16 protein-coding genes are annotated in these 19,176 nt (G+C 74.3%); 9 read left to right on the top strand and 7 right to left on the bottom strand.

All coding sequences use genetic code 11. The features are described from left to right. Nucleotides 1-104: 104 nt before the first annotated feature. Nucleotides 105-839, top strand: a complete 735-nt coding sequence (locus tag BMZ50_RS03230) for a hypothetical protein (RefSeq protein ID WP_143087069.1) — start codon at nucleotides 105-107, stop codon at nucleotides 837-839. Continuing rightward, a complete protein-coding gene (locus tag BMZ50_RS03235) occupies nucleotides 836-1,969 on the top strand; it encodes a helix-turn-helix domain-containing protein (RefSeq protein WP_091321230.1) in 1,134 nt (377 codons plus the stop codon). Before BMZ50_RS03230 ends, BMZ50_RS03235 begins: the two co-directional genes overlap by 4 nt. Nucleotides 1,970-2,024: 55 nt before the next feature. On the opposite strand, the gene BMZ50_RS03240 is transcribed toward BMZ50_RS03235, so the two are convergent. After that, entirely contained in the window at nucleotides 2,025-3,005 is a 981-nt protein-coding gene (locus tag BMZ50_RS03240; protein WP_245753317.1) for an ABC transporter substrate-binding protein, read from the bottom strand. 229 nt (nucleotides 3,006-3,234) lie between these two features. On the opposite strand from BMZ50_RS03240, the gene BMZ50_RS03245 reads away from it, so the two are divergent. Continuing rightward, entirely contained in the window at nucleotides 3,235-4,446 is a 1,212-nt protein-coding gene (locus BMZ50_RS03245) for a cytochrome P450 (RefSeq protein WP_091321231.1), read from the top strand. Between the two features lie 68 nt (nucleotides 4,447-4,514). Then, nucleotides 4,515-5,870, top strand: a complete 1,356-nt coding sequence (locus BMZ50_RS03250) for an MFS transporter (protein ID WP_177212618.1) — start codon at nucleotides 4,515-4,517, stop codon at nucleotides 5,868-5,870. Nucleotides 5,871-5,874: 4 nt separating this feature from the next. Here BMZ50_RS03250 and BMZ50_RS03255 read toward each other — a convergent pair whose 3' ends face one another. The 6 genes from BMZ50_RS03255 to BMZ50_RS03280 all read right to left on the bottom strand — a co-directional run bounded on the left by BMZ50_RS03255 (nucleotide 5,875) and on the right by BMZ50_RS03280 (nucleotide 13,263). Next, a complete protein-coding gene (locus BMZ50_RS03255) occupies nucleotides 5,875-7,236 on the bottom strand; it encodes an MFS transporter (RefSeq protein WP_091321234.1) in 1,362 nt (453 codons plus the stop codon). A gap of 251 nt (nucleotides 7,237-7,487) precedes the next feature. Then, nucleotides 7,488-8,177 (bottom strand): IclR family transcriptional regulator, encoded by a 690-nt coding sequence (locus BMZ50_RS03260; RefSeq protein WP_091321237.1) that lies wholly within the window; start codon nucleotides 8,175-8,177, stop codon nucleotides 7,488-7,490. Between the two features lie 62 nt (nucleotides 8,178-8,239). After that, a complete protein-coding gene (fahA, locus tag BMZ50_RS03265) occupies nucleotides 8,240-9,430 on the bottom strand; it encodes a fumarylacetoacetase (protein ID WP_091321239.1) in 1,191 nt (396 codons plus the stop codon). After that, on the bottom strand, nucleotides 9,427-10,632 hold the full coding sequence (locus BMZ50_RS03270; RefSeq protein ID WP_091321241.1) for a homogentisate 1,2-dioxygenase: 1,206 nt from the start codon (nucleotides 10,630-10,632) through the stop codon (nucleotides 9,427-9,429). Before BMZ50_RS03270 ends, fahA begins: the two co-directional genes overlap by 4 nt. A 16-nt stretch (nucleotides 10,633-10,648) precedes the next feature. Next, nucleotides 10,649-12,295, bottom strand: coding sequence for an FAD-dependent monooxygenase (locus tag BMZ50_RS03275; protein WP_091321885.1), 1,647 nt, complete (start codon nucleotides 12,293-12,295; stop codon nucleotides 10,649-10,651). A gap of 5 nt (nucleotides 12,296-12,300) precedes the next feature. Continuing rightward, the gene (locus tag BMZ50_RS03280) at nucleotides 12,301-13,263 is read right to left on the bottom strand and encodes an MBL fold metallo-hydrolase (RefSeq protein ID WP_091321242.1); all 963 of its coding nucleotides are present in this window, start codon (nucleotides 13,261-13,263) and stop codon (nucleotides 12,301-12,303) included. 248 nt (nucleotides 13,264-13,511) lie between these two features. On the opposite strand from BMZ50_RS03280, the gene BMZ50_RS03285 reads away from it, so the two are divergent. The 5 genes from BMZ50_RS03285 (at nucleotide 13,512) to BMZ50_RS03305 (ending at nucleotide 19,151) form a co-directional block, all read left to right on the top strand. Continuing rightward, nucleotides 13,512-14,867 (top strand): diacylglycerol/lipid kinase family protein, encoded by a 1,356-nt coding sequence (locus BMZ50_RS03285; protein WP_091321244.1) that lies wholly within the window; start codon nucleotides 13,512-13,514, stop codon nucleotides 14,865-14,867. 42 nt (nucleotides 14,868-14,909) lie between these two features. Further along, the gene (locus BMZ50_RS03290; RefSeq protein WP_091321246.1) at nucleotides 14,910-16,469 is read left to right on the top strand and encodes an alpha/beta hydrolase fold domain-containing protein; all 1,560 of its coding nucleotides are present in this window, start codon (nucleotides 14,910-14,912) and stop codon (nucleotides 16,467-16,469) included. A gap of 152 nt (nucleotides 16,470-16,621) precedes the next feature. Then, nucleotides 16,622-16,801 carry a hypothetical protein gene (locus tag BMZ50_RS03295; RefSeq protein WP_091321249.1) on the top strand — a complete coding sequence of 60 codons (180 nt, stop codon included), beginning with the start codon at nucleotides 16,622-16,624 and terminating at the stop codon, nucleotides 16,799-16,801. Next, the gene (locus BMZ50_RS03300; RefSeq protein ID WP_091321252.1) at nucleotides 16,798-17,568 is read left to right on the top strand and encodes a hypothetical protein; all 771 of its coding nucleotides are present in this window, start codon (nucleotides 16,798-16,800) and stop codon (nucleotides 17,566-17,568) included. The genes BMZ50_RS03295 and BMZ50_RS03300 overlap by 4 nt, the downstream gene beginning before the upstream one ends. A 98-nt stretch (nucleotides 17,569-17,666) precedes the next feature. After that, nucleotides 17,667-19,151 (top strand): sugar porter family MFS transporter, encoded by a 1,485-nt coding sequence (locus BMZ50_RS03305; protein WP_091321255.1) that lies wholly within the window; start codon nucleotides 17,667-17,669, stop codon nucleotides 19,149-19,151. Nucleotides 19,152-19,176: the final 25 nt, after the last annotated feature.

The raw sequence follows: 19,176 nt of genomic DNA on the forward strand, positions 1-19,176 counted from the left end.
GTCCCCCGGTGCCGCGCCGAACCGCACACTCGAATTCCCGACAACCGGTGCGGATCGCGACAACAAACGCACCGCACAATCAGCATTCCACTTAACATCCCGCCATGCGTGACTGGGACACGGCTGCGCTCACCGCCCTGGCCAACTGCCGGCAGACGCTCGAGGAACGCGATGTGGTCGGCTGGCTGCAGGAGGTCACCCGGGCGATGTGGCGGCCCAACGCCGAGCGCTACGAGCCCTCGCACCTGTTCGACACCCCGCGCGGGGTAGCCGGCCTGGCCGCGGAGAACTTCCGGGAGCGGATGCTGGCCGAGTACCGGGCGGCCGATTCGCGCTGGCGGACCCGCGGCGTCCGCCTGACCGTTCCCCACGGCTCGCTGCTCATCGAGGTGGGCGACCTGGCGGTGCACGTGGTCAAGGCCCCCGGGGTGCGGCTGCGCGAACCGGAGTGGACCAGCTTCGCGTGGGACACCAGCGTCGTCCGCCACGAGGCCGCGGCGCGCAACGCCGGGAGCCTCGCCCTCCCGCCCCCGCCGATCGATGGGCAGCTGGCCTTCGACTTCGAGGTGCTCCCCGCCGGGGGCTGCCCGGACTACCGGGAGCTGTTCTTCGTCTGGGCCGGGGACGCCATCGGCCTGACGGCGGGGTGGCTGGGCCTGCCCCGGCTGGGCCCGCAACGATGGCTGGCCGTGACCCCTCTGTGGCGCGATGACGAGGCCGAACTCGGCCGGCCGGCGAACGGCGCGCCCGCCGGCCCGGCCGGTGCTGCCTTCTCCGAGCGCGAGGCCCCCCGTCCGGCCGTGTCGCTCAAGCGGCGGGAGGTGGCGGCGGCCCGATGACCGACGAGGCGTCGCGCACGACCGCCGCCCGGCGCCGTCGCACCTCCGGGGTCGCCGTCGACTTCGACGGCCGCCGCCTGGCAGTGGCCCGTCGGCTGCAGTGCATGTCCCGCTCGGAGTTGGCGCGGCGCATCGAGGTCACCCCCTCGGCGGTCACGCAGTACGAGCGCGGCCAGAGCCGGCCGACGACGACGGTGCTCGCGCGGATCGGCCTCGTGCTCGGCATGCCGACGGAGTTCTTCTCCCGGGGGCTCGACATCCCCGAGGTGCAGCCGTCGACCGCACACTTCCGCTCGTTGCGCAGCACCCCGGCCAACCGGCGCGAGCAGGCCCTGGCCTTCGGCGAGCTGGCCCTGGCGGTGCTCGAGGTCATCGAGCAGTACGTCGACCTCCCGCCGGTGCGGCTGCCGTCGCTGGACCTGCCGGCCCACCCCTCGGAGGAGGACATCGCCGCCGCTGCGGCGCGGGCGCGGCGCGGCCTGGCGGTCGCCCCCGGTCCCGTCCCGGACGTGGTGCGCCTGCTGGAGGCGCACGGGGTGCTGGTCGTCCGGCTGCCGGCGGAGGGCTTCGATCCGCGGGTGGATGCCTTCTCCTCGTCCGAGACCGCCTCGGGTCGCCCCCTCGTGCTCATGTCCCCGCTGAAGGACGACAAGGCGAGAAGTCGATTCGACGCCGGCCACGAGCTGGGCCACCTGCTGATGCACGCCGGAGTGGAGCCGGGGTCGAAGGTGATCGAGTCGCAGGCGATGTCCTTCGCGGCCGAGTTCCTCATGCCGCGAGCGGAGATCGAGCAGAGCCTGCCGACGCGCGTGGACTGGGCGGCCTTCCACGCGCTGAAGCGGCACTGGGGGGTCAGCCTGCGCGCCCTGGTCTACCGGGCGCACACGCTCGGGCGGCTGCCGGACCCGGCCTACCGCCGGGCCAATCAGCAGCTGAAGCTCTGGGGCAACCCGGAGCCGGGACCGCTCGGCCCGCCGGAGAGTCCCAGCGTCCTGGGGGCCGCCGCCGAGCTCCTGGAGCAGAGCGGCACCCCGCTGCGCTCCCTCGCCGAGGCGGCGCGCATCCCGCTCGCGTCGGTTCTCGAGGTCATCGCGGCAGGGCGGAGCGTCAAGCCGAGGCTGACCGTCTAGGACGGCGCCGGTACGGCGGCCCCGCCACGAGACCGCGGGGCCGCCGTGCCCATGCTCAGTCGACGATCATCGTCTCGACGTCGAACTCGTCGCTGATGATCCCGTACTCGAACATCAGGTCGGAGACCTTCTGCAGCTGCGCGGAGTCGACCTCGGCGTTCCACTCCGGCAGGGCGACCTGCTCGACCACCTCGGCGGGCACCTGGGAGTAGGTGGGCACCAGCTCGACCAGCCGCTCCCGGTCGCCCTGGAGCTGCTCGGTCGAGGCGGCCATCGCCCGGCGGAAGGCCTCGACGGCCTCCGGGTTCTCCTGGGCGTACTGCTCGGTGGTCAGCCAGCCGGCCACCGGCATGTCCTCGGCCGGCCCGCTGAACAGCGGGAACAGCACCCGGGCGCCGCCGGCCAGTGCGGAGGCCTGGAACGGTTCGACCTGCCAGATCGCGTCGACGTCCCCGGCGTCCAGGGCCGCGGCCATGTCGGGCAGGGGCAGTTCGACGAACTCGATCGTGGAGAGGTCCACGCCGGCGTCCTCGAGGACGGCGTTGACCGCGACGGTGCCGATGTTCTGCAGGTTGTTCACCGCGATGCGGGCGCCGGCCAGGTCGGCGGGGGACTGGTACGGCGCGTCGGGGGCGACCATGATCGCGTGGTCGTCGGCGCCGACGTCGTTGCCGGCGATGACCCGGATCGGCAGGCCCTGCTGGGCGGCCAGCAGCGCCGAGGTGTAGTTGCCGTAGGTGATGTCGTACTCGCCGGCGATCAGCGACGGGATCGCCTGCGCGCCGCCGGCGGTCTGGGCCAGCTCGACGTCGAGCCCCTCCTGCTCGAACAGGCCGGTCTCGTCGGCGTGCACGGCGGTGGCGGTGTGCACCAGCGGGAAGTAGCCGACGGTCAGCTGCGTCGTCCCGTCGTCGGCGGCGGCGCTGCCACCGTCCTCGTCGGAGCCGCAGGCGGCGAGCACCAGGGCGGCGGCGCAGCCGAGCGCGACGCCGGTGAACCCGCGGCGACGCGGCCGGACCTCAGGTGCGTGGATCAATGACGTCTCCCTTCCGGAGAGCCCGCAGGACTTCCCGCCTGCGGGAGGGAGCGGGCCGGTCGGGCCCGCGGCGGGTTGTCGCGCACACCCCGCCGGGTGGCGGGGAGTGGTGTGGATCATGCGATCCGGCTCACAGCCTCGTCCCCGGCTCTCTCGACCAATGAGAGTTCGCGCGGGCTGCGCAGTGACCGCGGCCACGCTGTGCCTCACTGAGAGACAGGAGGCCCCGATGACCGTCGACAGCCCGCCCGCCACCGGCGTCCCCACCCTGGACGACGACCCGTTCGGCACCGAGGTGCTGAGCGATCCCTACGACTTCCACCGCCGGCTGCGCGACGCCGGGCCGGTGGTGTTCCTGGCCCGGTACGGCATCTACGCGATGGGCCGCTTCGAGCACGTCAAGGCCGCGCTGAGCGACTGGGCGACGTTCGTGTCCAGCCGCGGGGCCGGGATCAGCGACTTCGCCAAGGAGAAGCCCTGGCGGCCGCCGAGCCTCCTGCTCGAGGCCGACCCGCCGGACCACACCGTCGTCCGGACGGCGATGAACGGGGTCATCTCCCCGCGCAGCATGCGGGCGCTGCGCGAGCGCTTCGCCGCTCCGGCGGCGGAGATCGCCGACCGGCTGGTCGAGCAGGGCACCTTCGACGCGGTCACCGACCTCGCCGAGGTGTACCCGCTGCGGGTCTTCCCCGACGCCGTCGGGCTGCCCGAGGAGGGGCGGGAGAACCTGCTGCCCTACGGCGGGCTGGCGTTCAACGCCTTCGGCCCGGACAACGAGCTGCGCCGCACCGCGCTGGCCGCTGCCGCACCCGTGCAGGCCTGGGTGATGGAGCAGTGCCAGCGGGAGAACCTGGCGCCTGGCGGCTTCGGCGCGCAGATCTGGGCGGCCGCCGACCGCGGGGAGATCAGCGCCGAGCAGGCGCCGATGCTGGTCCGCTCGCTGCTGACCGCGGGCGTGGACACCACCGTGTACGGCATCGGCAACACCGTCTACGGCCTCTCCCGTCACCCCGAGCAGTGGGCGCAGCTGCACGCCTCCCCGGCGAAGGCCAAGTTCGCCTTCGACGAGGCGCTGCGCTGGGAGTCCCCGGTGCAGACCTTCTTCCGCACCACCTCCCGCGAGGTGGAGGTCGCCGGCACCACCATCCCCGAGGGCACCAAGGTGCTGCTGTTCCTCGGCTCGGCCAACCGCGACCCGCGCCACTGGGGCGCGGACGCCGAGGCCCTGGACATCAACCGCCGCGCGGCCGGCCACGTCGCCTTCGGCATGGGCGTCCACCAGTGCGTCGGCCAGCCGGTCGCCCGCCTGGAGACCGAGCTCGTGCTCTCCGCGCTGGCCGAGCGGGCCCGCAGCCTCGAGCCGGCCGGGGAGCCGGCGCCGAAGCTGAACAACACCCTCAAGGGCTGGGCGAGCGTCCCGGTCCGGGTGACCCCGGCCTGACCGACGCGGGCGGGCCCCGACCGGGAGGCCCGGCCGGGGCGGGGGCGGGGGACCGGCACACTCTGTCGGTGCCCCGCCCTCGGCTGAGTCCACCGTCCCCGCTCGCGCCGTCCCCGGTGCTGGGCGGCCGCACCGCGTGGGCGGTCCTGACCGTGGGGCAGTTCGCCGCGGTCATCGCGGTCCTGCAGCGCTCGTCCCTGGGGGTCGCGGCAACCGACGCGTTCGACCGGTTCGGCATCGCCGCGGCGACGCTGGCGACGTTCTCCGTGGCGCAACTGGTCGTCTACGCCCTGATGCAGGTGCCGGTGGGCGTGCTCATCGACCGGTACGGCTCCCGGCGGCTGATCGTTCTCGGGTCCGTGGTGATGGCCGGCGCGCAGAGCGTCTTCGCGTTCAGCGAGACGCTGCCGGTGGCGATCGCGGCGCGAGTGGCGCTCGGGATCGGCGACGCGCTCGTCTTCATCAGCGTGATGCGGTTGGTGCCCGCCTGGTTCCCGCCGGCCCGGAGCGGGACGATCACCTCCGCCGTCGGCCCGATGAACGCGCTGGGCTTCGTGGTGTCCGGGGTGGCGTTCGCCGCCGTCCTCGCCGCCCTGGGGTGGACGCCGTCCTTCCTGCTGGCGGCCCTGGTCAGCGTGGCCGCCGCGCTGGTGGTGGTGGTCCTGCTGCGCGACTCCCCGCAGCCGCGTCCGCCGCGCATCCCGCTCGGCCGGGCGCTGGAGGTGGCCGGCCGGGACCTCCGGGCGGCGTGGGTCGAGCCGGGCACCCGGCTGGCGTTCTGGCTGAACTTCGCCGCCCTCTTCCCGGGGATGATGTTCGGCGTCCTGTGGGGCTACCCGTTCCTCGTCGTCGGCCAGGGCGTGTCCCCGGGGCTCGCCGGCGCCATGCTCACGATCCTGGCCGTCTCGGGGGTGGCCTACGGCGCCAGCGTGGGCCTGCTGATGAACCGCTACCCGTACCGCCGCACCCTCATCGGGCTCGGCCTGGTCGGCCTGGCCGCGGCGGTGTGGGGGGTGGTCCTCCTCTGGCCCGGCCCGGCACCGGTGTGGCTGCTCGTGGTGCTCGTGCTGGTCGTCCCGCTCGCCGGTGTGGCCGCGATCCTGACGCTCGACCTCGCCCGGACGTTCAACCCGCCGCGTCGCCTGGGCAGCGCGATCGGGCTGGTCAACGCCGGGGGTTTCCTCGGCACCCTGCTCGCCGTCCTGGCCATCGGGCTCGTGCTGCAGGTGGTCACTCCCCGCGGGTCGACGGAGTACTCGCTCACCGCCTTCAAGTGGGCCTTCGCGACCCAGTACGTGTTCTGGGCGATCGGGGCGGCCCAGGCCCTGCGGTACCGCCGGCGGGTCGTGCGCGGGCTGGCCGAGCGCGACCCCGAGGCCCTGGCGGCGCTGCGCCGCGGCGTCCACCTCGCGCCCCCCGCGTGACGGGTCAGAGCGGGACCGCGGACTCCGTCGTCGGCCGGGGGCCGGCGTCGGTGACGCCCAGGTCGTTGCCCCTGGTCTCCTTGATCGCCGAGACGGCGGCAAAGGAGATGACGGCGGTGACCATGATGTAGAAGCCGACCGACAGCGAGCTGCCGGTGGACTGCACGAGGATCTCGCTGATCGTCGGCGCGAAGGCGCCGCCGAGGATCGCCCCGAGGGCGTACCCGATCGAGACGCCCGAGTAGCGGACCGAGACGGGGAACAGCTCCGCGTACATCGCCGACATGGGGCCGTAGGAGAGGCCCAGACCGGCGGTGAGCAGGAAGACCGCGATGCCGAAGAGCCAGATGTCGGCCGTCTCGATGAGCAGGAACATCGGGATCATCCAGACGAAGATGAGGGCGAACCCGATCTGGAACGTCCGCACCCGGCCGATCCGGTCCGACAGTGCGCCGCCGTAGAGGGTGAACACCAGCCACCCGACCGAGGCCACGACGATCGCCGCGAGCACCGGCGCGCGCTCCATGCCCAGGGCCTTGGTCGCGTAGCCGATGAAGTAGGCGATCACCAGGTACCCGGCGGCGTTGTTGGCGACGAAGACCAGTGCGGTGAGGACGACCTGCTTGGTGTTGCGGGCGAACAGGTCCCGCAGCGGCGCGGAGGACTCGCGCTTGCGCTGCAGCATCTCCTGGAAGACCGGGCTCTCCTCGACGGCGCGGCGGATGAGGTAGCCGACCACGATCAGCACGATGGAGCCCAGGAACGGCACCCGCCAGCCCCAGGCCTGGAACTGCTCGGGGGTGGTCAGGGTGGTCATCAGCCACAGCACGCCGGTGGCGAGGATCAGGCCCAGCGGCACCCCGATCTGCGGATACGCGCCGAACAGGCCGCGGCGGCCGCGGGGGGCGTGCTCGACGGCCATCAGCGCCGCGCCGCCCCACTCGCCGCCCGCCGAGAAGCCCTGCAGGATCCGCAGCAGGATCAGCGCGATCGGCGCGGCGACCCCGATGCTCGCGTAGGTGGGCAGCAGGCCGATGAGCGCCGTGGCCACCCCCATCAGCAGCAGGGTGAGGACCAGCATCTTCTTGCGCCCCAGCCGGTCACCGAAGCGGCCGGCGACGATGGCGCCCAGGGGCCGGAACAGGAAGCTGATGCCGATGGTCGCCAGCGAGACGATCGTCGCCAGGCCCGGCCGGTCGTCGGTGAGCGGCTCGAGGAAGAGCGGGGCCAGGACCAGGCTGGCGGCCTGGGCGTAGATGAAGAAGTCGTACCACTCGATGGTCGTGCCGGCCAGCGTGCTCGCGAGGACCTTGCGCTCCTCGCGGGACAGCTTCGGGGCCGCTGCGGTGGTCGGGGGTGAGGTCATCGGAACTCCGTTGCCCGGGCCGGACGACTCTCTCGGGCGTCGCGGGTCCCGTGATCTGAGCGTGGCTGTGTGGTGCCGGCGGACGTCCCGTGCTGCTCCACAGCGGTGAGCCATTCGATAACAGAACAGTCCGTTCGCCTAGCGAGTGGAACCGTATCGGACGTGTGGCGCCGACCACAACACCGGGGAATGGCGGGGAACACCGGCCAGGGCGGGCCGATGGTCAGGAAGCCCGGGTGGGGAGGCCGGGGTCAGCGCAGGCCGGCGGCGACCGTCGCGGCGGCGGTCGCCACGGCGCGGCCGATCCGCTGCACGTCGGCGCTCTCGTCGACGAAGACCACGGCCAGGGCGCCGCGCGCCCCGCCGTCGGGACCGAGCACCGGCGCGGCGATCGAGCGGACACCGGGGATCACCTCGCCGTGCGAGCGGGCCCAGCCGATCCGCCGGGCCTCCCGCAGCGCCTCCCGATCCCCGGGGGTCGCGGGCTCGGGCATGAGCAGGGCGAGGCCGGGGGCGCCCCGGTCGACCGGATGGCGGGTGCCGGGGCGGTAGACGATGTGCGCGGCGGTGTCGTGCGGCTCCACGCTGGCCACGGTGACCGCGTCGTCCCCGGTGCGGACGACGAGGAAGGCGGTCATGCCCAGCTCGGCGACCAGCGCGTGCAGCCGGGGCAGCGCGGCGGTCTGCAGGTCGCTGCGCACGCCCCGCGCCAGCCCGGCCATGCCCAGGCCGAGCCAGTAGTGCCCGGCGGCGTCGCGCTCGACGAGCCGGTGGTCCTCCAGCGTGCGCAGCAGCCGGTAGGTGATCGACCGGTGCAGGCCCAGGGCCTGGCCGATCTCCGCGATCGGCTGCGGCGTGCCGACGGCAGCCAGGTGCTCCAGGATGCGGATGCCCCGGTCCAGCGTCTGCGACTGCGGCGCGCTCCCGCCGTCCTCCGCCATGTCGCGCCCTCCCGTGCCCCCGGAGCCGGTGTCAGCGTACGGGCGGGGTGCCCGGCTCCCGGTCACGGCGTCGGCTCGACCCGGCCGGTCACCTCGCCGAAGGAGATCCGGGTGCCGTCCGGCCCGGGGGCGGTGGCGGAGATCGAGACGACGTCGCCGTCCTGGAGGAACGTGCGGGTGCTGCCGTCGGCGAGGGGCAGCGGCTCCTTGCCGCCCCAGGACAGCTCGATGAACGAGCCGCGCTGGTCGCGGGCCGGCCCGCTCACCGTGCCGGAGGCGAACAGGTCACCGGTGCGCAGGGAGGCGCCGTTGACGGTCATGTGCGCCAGCTGCTGGGCGGCGGTCCAGTACAGCTCGCGGAACGGCGGGCAGCTGATCAGCTCTCCGTTGAGCCGCACCTCGAGGGTGATGTCCAGGCCCCACGGGTGCGCGCCGTCGTCCAGGTAGGGCAGCGGCTGCGGGTCTCGGGCCGGCGGCGCCACCCGGGCGGACTCGAGCGCGGCCAGCGGCACCACCCACGGCGAGACCGAGGTGAGGAAGGACTTGCCCAGGAACGGCCCGAGCGGCACGTACTCCCAGGCCTGCAGGTCACGGGCGGACCAGTCGTTGACCAGGCAGACCCCGAACACGTGGTCGGCGAAGTCCTCGACCGGCACCCGGGTGCCGAGCGCGGACGGCGTGCCGACGACGAAGCCGACCTCGGCCTCGATGTCCAGCCGCTGCGAGGGCCCGAAGGTGGGTGCCTCGTCGGTGGGCGCCCTGCGCTGGCCGGCGGGGCGGACCACCGGGGTGCCCGACACCTGCACGGTGCCGGCGCGGCCGTGGTAGCCGATCGGCAGGTGCTTCCAGTTCGGCGTCAGGGGCTCGGAGTCGGGCCGGAACATCCGGCCGAGGTTCGCCGCGTGGGTTTCAGAGCTGTAGAAGTCGACGTAGTCGGCGACCTCGACCGGCAGGTGCATGGTCACGTCGGCCCGCGGCATCAGGTGCGGCTCCACGCTGCCCCGGTGGCGCTGGTCGGTGAACCAGCGGGTCAGCTGCTGCCGCAGCGCCGCCCACGCCTGCGGACCCTGCGCCATGAAGGCGTTGAGCGAGCCGGTGGCGTGCACCGGGTCGGCTGTCGCGGCGGCCAGGTCGAGGACGGAGTCGCCGATCGCGACGCCGGTGCGCGGGGCGGTGCCGGGGGTGGAGAAGACGCCGAAGGGCAGGTTCTCCGGCCCGAATCCGGTGCCGGCGGGGAGGTCGAGCCAGCTCATGCGCCCGGCCCCCGGCCGGACCAGGACCAGGCGTAGACGCCGTCGTCCGCCGCGGTCCCGGCCTCGCCGAGGGACAGCGGGCGGAAGGTGTCGACCATGACCGCGGTCTCGTCGAAGAACTCGGCGCCCAGCGAGCGCTCCACCGCGCCCGGCTGCGGGCCGTGGGAGTGCCCGCCGGGGTGCAGGCTGATCGAGCCCTTGCCGATGCCCGAGCCCCTGCGCGCCTCGTAGTCGCCGTCGACGTAGAACATGACCTCGTCGGAGTCGACGTTGGAGTGGTAGTAGGGCACCGGCACCGCCAGCGGGTGGTAGTCGACCTTGCGGGGCACGAAGTTGCAGACGACGAAGTTCTGCCCCTCGAAGACCTGGTGCACCGGCGGTGGCTGGTGGACCCGGCCGGTGATCGGCTCGAAGTCGGTGATGTTGAAGGCGTAGGGGTAGAGGCAGCCGTCCCAGCCGACCACGTCGAAGGGGTGCTCCGGGACGACGTGGACGGTGCCCGCGAGGCCGCCGGGACCGGTGCCGCGGTGCTTGACGTAGACCTCGACGTCGCTGCCCTCGGCCAGCAGCGGCTCGGCCGGGGTGCGCAGGTCCCGCTCGCAGTAGGGGGCGTGCTCGAGGAACTGCCCGAAGCGGGACAGGTACCGCTTGGGTGGGGCGATGTGGCTGCTGGCCTCGATGGCGTAGGTGCGCAGCGGTTCGTCGCCGGTCGGGATCCAGCGGTGGGTGGTGGCCCGCGGGAGGAGTACGTAGTCGCCCTGGCCCACCTCCAGCGCGCCGAAGACGGTCTCGACGGTGGCGGCGCCGCGCTCGACGTAGACGCACTCGTCGCCGGTCGCGTTGCGGTAGTACGGGCTGGTCAGCGACGAGACCGCGTAGGAGATGCGCACGTCGGCGTTGCCCAGCACCAGTCGCCGTCCGGTGACCGGGTCGGTGGCCTTGTGCTCCTCGCCGGGGAACAGGCCGTGCAGCCTCAGGTGCCGGGGCACCAGCGGCGTGTTCGGGGTGAGCGTCTGGTCGGGCAGCTCCCACGGCCGGGCGTCGACCAGCGCCGAGGGGATGCCCCGGTGGTAGAGCAGCGAGGAGTCCGAGGAGAACCCCTCCTCGCCCATGAGCTCCTCGGAGTACAGCCCGCCGTCGGGCCGCCGGTGCTGGGTGTGCCGCTTCGGCGGAACGCTGCCCACCTGCCGGTAGAACGCCATGGGGTGCCTCCTTCAGTTAGACGACCTGGAGGCCCTCGTGCAGGGTCCCGCCGCGCGCTTGCGAGTGGCGGGGGGCGCGGGGGTCCTGCTGGGGGCGGGCGAGCAGCCGGGCGATCGCGGGGGCGGCGTCGGCGGCGCGGGTGAGGACGGCGGCGACGTGGGCGTCCGGGCGCAGCACCCAGAGCTCGTCGGGGCGGGCACCGAGCGCCTCGCGCAGCGTGGGCCCGGCGTCGAGGTCGCGGATCCGGTGGACCGCCACGGGCGGCCCGCCCGCCGGCCCCTCGGCGAGCGAGGGCAGCGGGGCGTCGTCCCCCACCAGCACGGTGACCCCCTCGCGGGCCAGCTGCCGCAGCCGGACGACGTCCGCCCGGCCCGGCACGGTCACCGGGCAGTCGGGCACCAGGATGCCCGGCGCGGGCACCGGCACGTCGCCGCGGGCGGGCCGCCCGGGGAACGGTCGCCGCGCGTCCGGCGTGGTCAGCGGGGAGTCGACGTACCAGAACGGCTCGGCCAGCCGGCCGGAGTCGACCTGCGCCCGGGCCTCGGGGTCGGTCGCCGCGCGCTCCAGGACGTCGAGGCGGTGGCGGGCCTCGTCTTCGTCCCGGGGGACGAGGAAGCGCATGGTGGCCCCGGTGACGGCGAGGTTCTCCAGCGCCGCGGCGTGCCGCTCGGCGTGGTAGCTGGAGAGCAGCGACTCCGGCGCCCACCCACGCAGCACGAAGGCGATCTTCCAGGCGGCGTTCTCCGCGTCGAGCACCCCGGAGTTGAGGCCGCGGGCGCCGAAGGGGGCGACCAGGTGTGCGGCGTCGCCGGCGACCAGCACGCGGCCGACCCGCATCCGGTCCACCACGCGGGAGTGGAACCGGTAGACCGACTTCCACACGATCTCGTAGGGGCGGTCGCCGATCACCTGCCGGATCCGCCGGTCGAGTCCGCCGGAGGCCTCCTCGGCGGTGAGGTCGAAGTCCGGCGGCACCTGCCAGTCGATGCGGAAGGTGGAGTCCGGGCAGGGGTGGATGAGCACCTGCCGGCCGGGGTTCCACGCCGGGTCGAAGTAGAACCGCCGCTCGGTCTGCCAGCTGGGCAGGTCGGTGCGGATGTCGCAGATGAGGAAGTGGTCGTCGAACGTCTCGCCGTCGAAGCGCAGCCCCAGGGCCGCGCGCAGCGCGTCGCCGCGCGACCCGGGGCAGGCCACGACGTAGGAGCCGCGGAGGGTCGCGCCGTCCGCGCAGGTGACGGTGACCCCGGCCTCGTCCTGGGTGAGGCCGACCACGCGGGCGCCCCAGCGGACCTCGATCAGCGGCTCGGCGGCGATCCGCTCGTCGAGCAGCTCCTCGGTCTCGCACTGGGAGATGTTCACGAACGGCGGGAACGGTGACCGGCCGCGGTCGGCGAACCGGAAGCTGAACAGCTCCCGGTCGCGGTGGAAGGTGCGGGCGGTGGTCCAGGTGACCCCGCGCCGGGCGACCTCGGCGCCGACCCCGACGGCGTCCCAGACGTCGAGGACGTCGCGCTGCTGGCAGATCGCCTTGCTGCCGACCAGGTCCCGCGCGGGCCGGCCGTCGAGGACCGCGACCGGCAGGCCCCAGCGGGCCAGCAGCAGCGCCGTGGTCTGGCCGACCGGGCCGCAGCCCAGGACCAGCACGGGATCGGTCGCGGTCATCGCGCTCACCCCTGCAGCTCGTCCCACACGGCGCGGTCGCGCTCGGCGGTCCAGATGACCGGGCGCTCGACACCGTCCAGCTCGTCCCACAGCCGCTGGACGTCGAAGGGCAGGCAGTGCTCGAAGATCGGCCACTGGCCGTACTTCGGGGCCAGCGCGGCGTGGGTGGCGGCGAACGCGTCCGTCAGCGTCCCGCCGGAGCGGTGCGCCTCGCCGACCGTGCGCTGCATGGTGAGCAGGAAGTCGCGGGTCTGCTCGATCGCGGCGTCCACCTGGTCGCGGCCGCGAGCGATCGCGCCCCGCCCGCCGATCAGCTGCTGCGCGCCGAGGGCCTTGACCCGGTCGAGGGTGCCGGCGGCCCAGTCGAAGTGGAACGCGTCGCCGGTGTAGAGCGCGGCCTGGGACTCCACCAGGTCGCCGGCGAAGAGGATCTCCTGCTTCGGCAGCCAGGCGACGATGTCGCCCTCGGTGTGCCCGCGGCCGAGGAACTCCAGCACCAGCTCCCCGCGGTCCCCGCCCAGCTCGATGGTCAGCCGGTCGCGAAAGGTCAGCGTTGGCCAGGTCAGGCCGGGGATGGACTCGGGCTCCTCGAACAGCCGCGGCATCCGGCCGTACTCGCTCTCCCAGTCCTGCTGGCCGCGCTCGGCGATGAGGGCCCTCGTCTGCTCGGAGCTGACGATCACCTCGGCGTCGAACGCGCTCGCGCCCAGCACCCGGACGGCGTGGTAGTGGGACAGCACCAGGTAGCGCACCGGCTTGTCGGTGTGCTCGCGCAACGTGGCCAGCCAGCGGCGGGCGGCGACCGGCGTGGCCAGGGCCTCGAAGCAGACGAGGAAGTCCTCGCCCTCGATCGCCCCGAGGTTGGGGTCACCCTCCGCGGTCAGCGCGTACACGCCGTCGGCGAGCACCTCGAGGGTCTGCTCCTTGACGCCCAGGTCGGCGGAGGAGGCGAACGGCTTGGCGGCCATGAGCGGCGCCCTCCCGGTATTCGATAAACGAGCCGTTTGCTCTCGTAGCGGTTTCGAGGCTACGGGACTGTGGTGGGCGACACAAGGGTGGCGCCACCCCGGCCGTGCCGTGCGACGGGGTGCCGCGCGACGAGGGGCCGCGAGCGCCGCACCGATCCGAGCGCCTCACCCGGCCCGGAGGATGCCGCCGGCGCCGGGCCGGCGGGACGCTGGCGGCGACCGGCCGCGACGCGTGGGAGAGGGCAGCGATGGCAGAGAACACGGAGCCTGGCCCGGATGCCGCACCCGCGCCGGCCGCGCAGCGGTGGCTGGCCCGGCTGGCCCTCCTCCTCGGGCTGGCCGCCGGGGTGCTGCTCGTGCTCGCCGCCCTGGGGCAGCCCGGGGTGCTGGCCGTGGGCGTGGGCGGGCTGGCGGTGATGCTCGCCGCGGTCTGGTGGTTCCTGAGCCGGCGCGGGCCGCTGCGCTGGCTGGCCGCGGCCCTGGCCCTCGCGGCGCCGGTGACGGTGATCGTCGTCTACGCCCGCCGGGACCTCGTGTGGCAGGTCGCCCTGGTCGCCGCGCTCTGGCTCGCGGCGGTCGCGGCGGCCCGGGCCGCCCTGGCCCGGGCCCGGCCTCCGGCGCGCACGCCGGAGCAACCGGCCCCTCCGCCCCGGCGGCCGTTCGTGATCATGAATCCCCGGTCCGGCGGCGGGAAGGTGGGGCGCTTCCAGCTGGCGGAGAAGGCCACCGCCCTCGGTGCGGATGTCGACCTGCTGAGCGGGCCGGGCGAGGTCGACGTGGCGGAACGGGCCCGCCGTGCCGTCGCCGACGGCGCGGACCTGCTCGGTGTCGCGGGTGGGGACGGCACCCAGGCGCTGGTCGCGGGTGTCGCCGCCGAGCACGGGCTGCCGTTCCTGGTGATCTCCGCGGGGACCCGGAACCACTTCGCCCTGGACCTCGGGCTGGACCGGGAACGCCCGGACCTCGGGCTGGACGCGCTCACCGACGGCGTCGAGGTGCGACTCGACCTGGGGCGGATCGATGGGCGGACGTTCGTCAACAACGCCTCCTTCGGCGCCTACGCCGAGGTGGTGCAGAGCCCCGCTTACCGGGACGACAAGCGGGGCACCACGCTGCAGCTGCTGCCCGACCTGCTCGCCGGGCACCGGGGGCCCCGGTTGCGGGTCCGGATCGACGGCACCGAGGTGCTCGAGGCGCCGACGGCCCTGCTGGTCAGCAACAACCCGTACGGGTCCGGGGACCTCGCCGGTCTGGGCCGCCGTCCCCGGCTCGACGGCGGCGTGCTCGGCGTCGTCGTGCTCACCGTGGGCAGCGCCGCGCAGGCGGCCGGGCTGCTGCGCGGGCGGCGCGGCCCGGGCCTGCGCACCCGCACCGCGCACGAGGTGGTGGTCGAGGCCGACGCCCCGCAGATCCCGGTCGGGGTGGACGGCGAGGCGCTGCTGCTGCCCACCCCGGTGCGCTGCACCGTCGCGCCGGGTGCGCTGCGCGTGCGGCTGCCGCGGAACCGGCCCGGGATCCCGGTGCCGCGCCCGCCGCTGGACCGGGCGCTGCTGCGCCAGCAGGCTCTGGGGACGACGGCGTTCCGGGATCGGCCGGGTGGGTAGGGCACCGTCGATCTGCTGTTGCGCGATCCCCGGGAGGCCTCCGTGGCCCTGGACTACCCGACCCTGCCCGGCGACATCGACCACCTGATCGCCGACGACCACGCCGTCGTCGAGCGCCTCTTCCAGCACCTGGAGGACGGCCGCGGCAACCGGCGGGTCCTGGCCGACCAGATCTCCTTCGAGCTGGCGCTGCACGCCTACGCCGAGGAGACCGTCCTCTACCCGATCTGGCCGGAGATCGGGATGACCGACGAGCGTGACGACGCCGAGCACGAGCACCACGAGATGAAGCGGCAGATGGTCGTCCTGGGCCGCACCGAACCGGGGGAGCCCGAGTTCGAGCAGTCGCTCGCGACGCTCATCCGGGTCACCCGCCACCACGTGCACGACGAGGAGGACGAGGAGCTGCCCGAGTTCCGGCAGAAGGCCGGGTCCGAGCGGATGGCGGAGCTGGGCCGGCAGTTCCTCGCGGCCAAGCGGCAGGCCCCCACCCGGCCGCACCCGCACGCACCCGACGAGGGGCTCGCCGAGCGGATCGCCGGCGTGCTGGCCCGGCCGCTGGACCTGGTGCGCGACGTGCTGTCCGGCAAGAAGAAGGAGCTGGGCACCGACGCCTCGGGCCTGCTGACCCCGCAGGCGCAGGCGATCGTCGATGCGTGGTCCGCGATGGGTCCGATGCCCCCGGAGATCCTCGAGCCCGACCAGGCGCGCCGGCAGCCCACCCTGAGCGACGCCGTCCGGAAGGTGATGGCCGACCGCGGCATCGAGGGCCCCGAGCCGGTCGACTCCGTGGAGGACCGCACGATCCCGGACGCCGCGGGCGGCCGCATGCGGCTACGCGTCTACCGGCCCCCCGCGGCCGGGCCCGGCCCGCTGCCGATCGTCGTGTGGGTCCACGGGGGCGGCTGGGTGCTCCACGACGTCGACACCTACGACGCCTCCTGCCGCGGCGTGTGCACCCGGACCCGCGCGATCGTGGTCAGCCCCGACTACCGGCGGGCCCCGGAGGCGCCCTTCCCGGCCGCGCACGACGACGTCCTGGCCGCCTACCGCTGGACCTTCCGGCATGCCGACGAGCTCGGCGGCGACCCCGGCCGGATGGGGATCGGCGGGGAGTCCACCGGCGGCACCATGGCCGCGGCGACGGTGCTCTCGCTGGCCGAGGCGGGGGAGCGGCGGCCGGCCGCCGTGGTGAGCGTCTACCCGCTGACCACCGGTGAGCAGTTCGGGCCGTCGATGGAGGACGCCGCCGACGCCCGGCCGCTCACGCGCCCGCTGCTGTCGTGGGCGGAGATGCACGCCTTCCGGGGCGAGCCGGACGCCGCCAAGGACCCGCGCATCGACCTGCACGGCTGGTCCGCCCGGGAGCTGACCTTCATGCCGCCCACGCTGGTCATCACCGCCGAACGGGACGTGCTGCGCAGCCAGGGCCAGGAGTTCGCCCGCCACCTCGACATCGCCGCGATCCCCACGACGTACCGCTACTACCTCGGCGTCATGCACGAGTTCTTCGGCGCCGCCGCCGTCCTCGACGCGGCCGACCAGGCCCAGCGGGAGACCGCGGCGCACTTCACCCACGCCTTCACCGCCGCCGGCGTGTGAGCGGCGACCGGCCCCGGCGGCTCACCCCCCACACCGGCGATGGCGCGCCGCGCGGTGACCCCCGGGGCCGAACGCCCTTACGGGGCGGGCCGGCCGGTGCTTCACTGCGGACACGCGATGCCCGACCGACCCCACTCGGCGAGGAGCCGCAGATGGACACGCTCACCGCATGCCCGCCGGACCGGACCCGGGAGGTCGCCGGGCCGCCGGTGCGCCCCTGCGTCGCAGGGAACATCGGCGTCGAGCGCCGGGAGATCGAGGCCGAGCCGGTGGCCGACCCGGGTCCCGCCGCGCCCCGTCCCGAGCCGGCGCCGCACCCCGCACCGGCGTGACCCCGGTTCCCGAGCCTCCCGGGGAGCCTCCCGCCCTGGTCGCCGGGGAGGTGCGGGGCTACCGGCGGTTCCACCTGGCCGAGGACGGGCTGCGACCGCCGGTGCACGTCACCGCCGGGCCCTGGAGCGGGCAGCTCGAGCACGCCCGGTGCGCCGCCGACGACGCGCACCTCCCGCCCGCGCGGGGGTGCGGGTGCGGCCTCTACGGGTGGTACCACCCCAGTTACGCAGGCCCGGGCACCGGCTGGGGGGACGTGACCGCGGTGATCGCCGCCCGCGGCCGCATCGTCCTCGCCGACCACGGCTTCCGCGCGGCCGCGGCGCGGATCCAGGCCGTCGCCCTGCCCCGCCGCCTCGGCCTCCGCCCGCGCCGGCGTCGCCGGTGCGAGCGGATGCTGGGCGAGCGCTATCCCGGGGTGCTGGTCTACCGGTCCGGGCGGACCATGCTGCGCCGCCACCCGCCCGACGACCTGTCCGCCCTCGGCATCGCCGTCCGTCCGGACCCGGCCCTCCGCTGCTTCCGGGCCGCGCTGGCCGTGTGGCTGCTCGGCGTCCTGGCCCTGTGCTCGGTGGCGATGGTGCCGCGCGGGGCGCTCGCCCAGATCGGTCCGGTCGTGTGGTCGGTCGCGCTGACCTGCTTCGTCCTGTGGCAGGCGACGCTCGTCTGGCTCGTCGCCCGGGCCGCGCCGCTACCCGCCGGCCCCCGGGGGGAGCCCCCACCGGCAGCCGGCGAGCCCACCGTCCCCGGCGCAGCTGACCCCAGCTAGGACGAAACCGTTCCGCACACCGTTGACCTGCGCCCCGCAGGGGTCCACCGTCGAACCGCACGTGTCATCCACCACGGCGCACATCGAGGTGTCGGGACATGGTCGACGAACCGTCGCGGGCGGCTGCGCAGACGCCCCCGGAGGACGAGCACACCACCGGCCGGGCACTGCTGATCTCCGTGGTCGCCGCGATCGGCGGCTTCCTGTTCGGCTTCGACACCGCGGTCATCAACGGTGCGGTGGACGCCATCCGCGAAGAGTTCGACCTCAGCTCGTTCGCGCTGGGCTTCACCGTGGCCATCGCGCTGCTCGGGTCCGCGGTGGGGGCGTGGTTCGCCGGCGCCGCCGCGGACCGGTGGGGGCGTGTCCGGGTCATGGTGATCGCGGCCGGCCTGTTCGCGGCCGGGGCGATCGGCTCGGGCCTCGCCACGGCCGCCTGGGACCTCGCCCTGTGGCGGTTCGTCGGCGGCGTGGGGGTCGGCGTGGCGTCGGTGATCGCGCCCGCCTACATCGCCGAGATCGCGCCCGCCCACCTGCGTGGCCGGCTCGGCTCGCTGCAGCAGCTGGCCATCGTCACGGGCATCTTCGTGGCGCTGCTCTCCGACGCCTTCCTCGCCCGCCTGGCCGGCGGCGCGGACCAGGAGCTCTGGTTCGGCCTGCCGGCGTGGCGGTGGATGTTCCTGACGATGCTGGTCCCGGCTCTGGCCTACGGGGTGCTCGCGCTGCAGATCCCCGAGTCGCCGCGCTGGCTGGTCGCCCGCGGCGACGACGACACCGCCCGGCAGGTGCTGCGCCAGGTGCTCGGCTCGGCGCGCGTCGACACCAAGATCAGGGAGATCCAGGACAGCCTCAACCGCGAGCACCGGCCGCGGATGAGCGACATCCGCGGGCGCAACCTCGGACTGCTGCCCATCGTCTGGGTCGGCATCCTGCTGTCGGTCTTCCAGCAGTTCGTCGGGATCAACGTGATCTTCTACTACTCGACGACGCTGTGGCGCTCGGTCGGGTTCACCGAGGAGAGCGCGCTGACGATCACCGTGATCACCTCGGTCACCAACGTGGTGGTCACGCTCGTCGCCATCTCGCTGATCGACAAGATCGGCCGCAAGCCGCTGCTGCTGATCGGGTCGGCGGGCATGGCGGTCACCCTCGGCCTGATGGCGATCTGCTTCACCCAGGCCACCGGCTCCGGCGACACCCTCTCCCTGCCCGACCCGTGGGGGACGATCGCCCTGGTCGCGGCCAACCTCTACGTCGTCTTCTTCGGCGTCTCGTGGGGGCCGGTCGTGTGGGTGCTGCTGGGCGAGATGTTCTCCAACCAGATCCGGGCGGCCGCGCTCGCGGTCGCCGCGGCGGCGCAGTGGCTGGCGAACTTCCTCATCTCCACGACCTTCCCCGCCCTCGCCAGCATCGGGCTGTCGTTCGCCTACGGCCTGTACACGGCCTTCGCGGTGCTGTCGTTCGTCTTCGTCATGCGGTACGTCCACGAGACGAAGGGGCGCGAGCTCGAGCACATGGACAACGCGGTGGGCCGTGCGCGCCGCGCGCCGGCCCCGGCCACCCGGCCTCCCGGCCGGACGTGAGCCCGCGCCGGCACGGGATCCGGCC

The organism is Geodermatophilus ruber, assembly GCF_900114385.1.
Classification (GTDB): Bacteria; Actinomycetota; Actinomycetes; order Mycobacteriales; family Geodermatophilaceae; genus Geodermatophilus; species Geodermatophilus ruber.

What these genes read in the sequence shown, in the direction of transcription:
- BMZ50_RS03230 (WP_143087069.1), top strand. Translation starts at nt 105, where the DNA reads ATGCGTGACTGGGACACGGCTGCGCTCACCGCCCTGGCCAACTGCCGG.
- BMZ50_RS03235 (WP_091321230.1), top strand. Translation starts at nt 836, where the DNA reads ATGACCGACGAGGCGTCGCGCACGACCGCCGCCCGGCGCCGTCGCACC.
- BMZ50_RS03245 (WP_091321231.1), top strand. Translation starts at nt 3,235, where the DNA reads ATGACCGTCGACAGCCCGCCCGCCACCGGCGTCCCCACCCTGGACGAC.
- BMZ50_RS03255 (WP_091321234.1), bottom strand. Translation starts at nt 7,236, where the DNA reads ATGACCTCACCCCCGACCACCGCAGCGGCCCCGAAGCTGTCCCGCGAG.
- BMZ50_RS03260 (WP_091321237.1), bottom strand. Translation starts at nt 8,177, where the DNA reads ATGGCGGAGGACGGCGGGAGCGCGCCGCAGTCGCAGACGCTGGACCGG.
- fahA (WP_091321239.1), bottom strand. Translation starts at nt 9,430, where the DNA reads ATGAGCTGGCTCGACCTCCCCGCCGGCACCGGATTCGGGCCGGAGAAC.
- BMZ50_RS03270 (WP_091321241.1), bottom strand. Translation starts at nt 10,632, where the DNA reads ATGGCGTTCTACCGGCAGGTGGGCAGCGTTCCGCCGAAGCGGCACACC.
- BMZ50_RS03275 (WP_091321885.1), bottom strand. Translation starts at nt 12,295, where the DNA reads ATGACCGCGACCGATCCCGTGCTGGTCCTGGGCTGCGGCCCGGTCGGC.
- BMZ50_RS03280 (WP_091321242.1), bottom strand. Translation starts at nt 13,263, where the DNA reads ATGGCCGCCAAGCCGTTCGCCTCCTCCGCCGACCTGGGCGTCAAGGAG.
- BMZ50_RS03285 (WP_091321244.1), top strand. Translation starts at nt 13,512, where the DNA reads ATGGCAGAGAACACGGAGCCTGGCCCGGATGCCGCACCCGCGCCGGCC.
- BMZ50_RS03295 (WP_091321249.1), top strand. Translation starts at nt 16,622, where the DNA reads ATGGACACGCTCACCGCATGCCCGCCGGACCGGACCCGGGAGGTCGCC.
- BMZ50_RS03305 (WP_091321255.1), top strand. Translation starts at nt 17,667, where the DNA reads ATGGTCGACGAACCGTCGCGGGCGGCTGCGCAGACGCCCCCGGAGGAC.